General features: G+C 74.5%; 4 protein-coding genes. 1 reads left to right on the top strand and 3 read right to left on the bottom strand.

The window, feature by feature from the left end; all coding sequences use genetic code 11:
• Positions 1-835 (top strand): hypothetical protein (locus ACWEVO_RS35680; RefSeq protein ID WP_452311808.1); only part of this gene is annotated, 835 nt, incomplete at its 5' end.
• Here the strand turns inward: ACWEVO_RS35680 and ACWEVO_RS35675 are convergent.
• The 3 genes from ACWEVO_RS35675 to ACWEVO_RS35665 all read right to left on the bottom strand — a co-directional run.
• Entirely contained in the window at positions 795-1,319 is a 525-nt protein-coding gene (locus ACWEVO_RS35675) for a potassium channel family protein (protein ID WP_452311807.1), read from the bottom strand. The genes ACWEVO_RS35680 and ACWEVO_RS35675 overlap by 41 nt on opposite strands.
• Positions 1,320-1,431: 112 nt before the next feature.
• Positions 1,432-1,611 (bottom strand): DUF4236 domain-containing protein, encoded by a 180-nt coding sequence (locus ACWEVO_RS35670; protein ID WP_452311806.1) that lies wholly within the window; start codon positions 1,609-1,611, stop codon positions 1,432-1,434.
• A gap of 127 nt (positions 1,612-1,738) precedes the next feature.
• On the bottom strand, positions 1,739-1,991 hold a 253-nt coding region (locus tag ACWEVO_RS35665), incomplete at its 5' end, for an Rrf2 family transcriptional regulator (protein ID WP_452311805.1).

The raw sequence follows: 1,991 nt of genomic DNA, 5'->3' as shown, positions 1-1,991 counted from the left end.
ATGCAGCTTCGCCTCACCGTCCCGGCGAACACCACCGCGACCGTCCGCGTACCCACGCCCAGCCGGCACGCGGTCACCGAGAGCGGCCGACCGGCTGCGCGGCCGGCGGCTGACCGTGCTGGTGCTCGCCGGGGGTGGCGCGGAGCTGCCGGCCCGGCTCGGCGCGGCCGAGAGCGACCTGCCGGCGGACGTGGCGGTGCACGTGGTCCCCGGCCACCCGGACCGGCTGCCGGTGACGCTCAAGGCCGCCGGCGCGGCCGGCGCCCCGCTGCTGGCCGTGGTCGACGGGAGCGATCCCGAGCCGGCCCTGCTGGCGGCCGTGGCCACCGGGCGGCCGGCCGAGCTGCTGCTGGTCACCGCGGCGGGCCGGCCCGTCCGGCAGGCCCTGACCGCGGCCGGGTTCCCGCTGGTCACCGAGGTGGAGCTGGTCCCCGCCGACGGCGGGCCGGCCCGGCTGCTGGGCTACGCCACCGCCTCCGACAAGGGCCTCGAGGCGCTCAAGGACGCGCTCTGGGCGGTCGACGAGTACGCCGGGGTCCGGTACCGCGACCCGGCCGACCCGGCGGGACGGTTGCTGGACATCAGTCTCGACCCGGATCCCGGGCCGCTGCGCCGCGAACTGCTCGCCGAGCTCACCCGCTCCGGCCCCCGTACGGTCACCGAGCTGCGCCGGTTCGCGGCGACCTCGACGGTCTACCGGGCCACCGACGCCAACCGGGCGTTGGCCTCGCTGCTCGCCTCCGGGGCGGTGACCCGGGAGCCGGAGCACGGCCGGCTCGGCGGCGACGTGGTGGTCACCGCCGCTGCGGCCGGGGACGCTGGGTCATCTGCTTGACCACGATGGACGCACCGGTGGCGATCACGCCGACGCTGAAGATCATCTGTGCGGAGACCACCACCCGGGCGATCTGCCCCTGGGCGTGCACGTCCCCGTAGCCGATGGTGGTCAGGGTGGTCAGCGCGAAGTAGAGCGCGTCGATCCGGGTCCCCAGGCCGCTGAACTCACCCGGGCGGGTCCGCGCCACCACGTAGTCGGCCAACGCGAAGACCAGCACCCCGGCGATCAACGCGACGGCGAGCCGGATCAGCGCCCGGGTCTCCGCGTCGCCGGTGGGCTGTTCGAGGGCGAGCTGGCGACGGACCTGGCCGGTGACCAGGAACGCCACCACGATCACCAGCACCAGGGTGCCGACCGAGCGCAGGGCGAGCCGCAACCCGTTCGGGTCCGGCTCCACGGGGACGATGAAGTAGGCGACCAGCAGCAGGGCGACGGCCACCCCGGCCCGCCACCGCTCCCGCCGGAAGGACTCGTCGGCCATGCGGCGATTGTCCTGTCGTCCGCTCCCCGGCGTCGGCGGAATCGTCGAGCCGGCCCTGAGACGCCGAGCGGGGCGCCGGTGAACCACCGGCACCCCGCGCGACCTCGGGACGTCACGCCCGGGATTTGTCCTGCTTCCAGGAGATCGGCCCCGGCAGGTCGACCCGGTGGGCCCGGGTCCGGGAGTTCCACGACCACTTGCCGATCTTGACGCTCCAGGACGAGAAGCCGTTCTCGGTGAAGTTGAGGATCAGCGGGCCGATCTTCTGCCGCTTGCGGAACACGATGCCCATCGCGGGGCTCCTCTCGTCATCTCCCTGCCTCTGCGGCATCGAACATGCCCGAAAGCGCGGAATGAGAAACCCGCTTCGCTCCGCACTGGACGGTGGCCACTCGTCCCCGACCGCGAGGGCGCGTGGTTCAGCGCGGTTGCCAGGCGTCCGGGAGGGCGGTCAGCTTGCGGACGTGGGCGGGGAGCCGGCCGTTGACCAGCTCGGCGAGGCTCACCTCGTCGACCACCCGGCGGACCGAGGCACGCACCGCCACCCAGAGCCGGGGCAGGTTCTGCGCCGCACCCTCGTAGCTGGTCTCCTCGGGGCGCAGCCCGCGTACCCCGGCCAGCGGGCCGTCGACGGCGCGCAGGATCTGCCCGACGGTGACCTCGCGCGGCGGC

The organism is Micromonospora sp. NPDC003776 (assembly GCF_053605645.1).
The sequence above is the reverse complement of the archived record's forward strand: the minus strand, read 5'-3'. Positions and strand labels throughout refer to the sequence as shown.

What these genes read in the sequence shown, in the direction of transcription:
- ACWEVO_RS35675 (WP_452311807.1), bottom strand. Translation starts at nt 1,319, where the DNA reads ATGGCCGACGAGTCCTTCCGGCGGGAGCGGTGGCGGGCCGGGGTGGCC.
- ACWEVO_RS35670 (WP_452311806.1), bottom strand. Translation starts at nt 1,611, where the DNA reads ATGGGCATCGTGTTCCGCAAGCGGCAGAAGATCGGCCCGCTGATCCTC.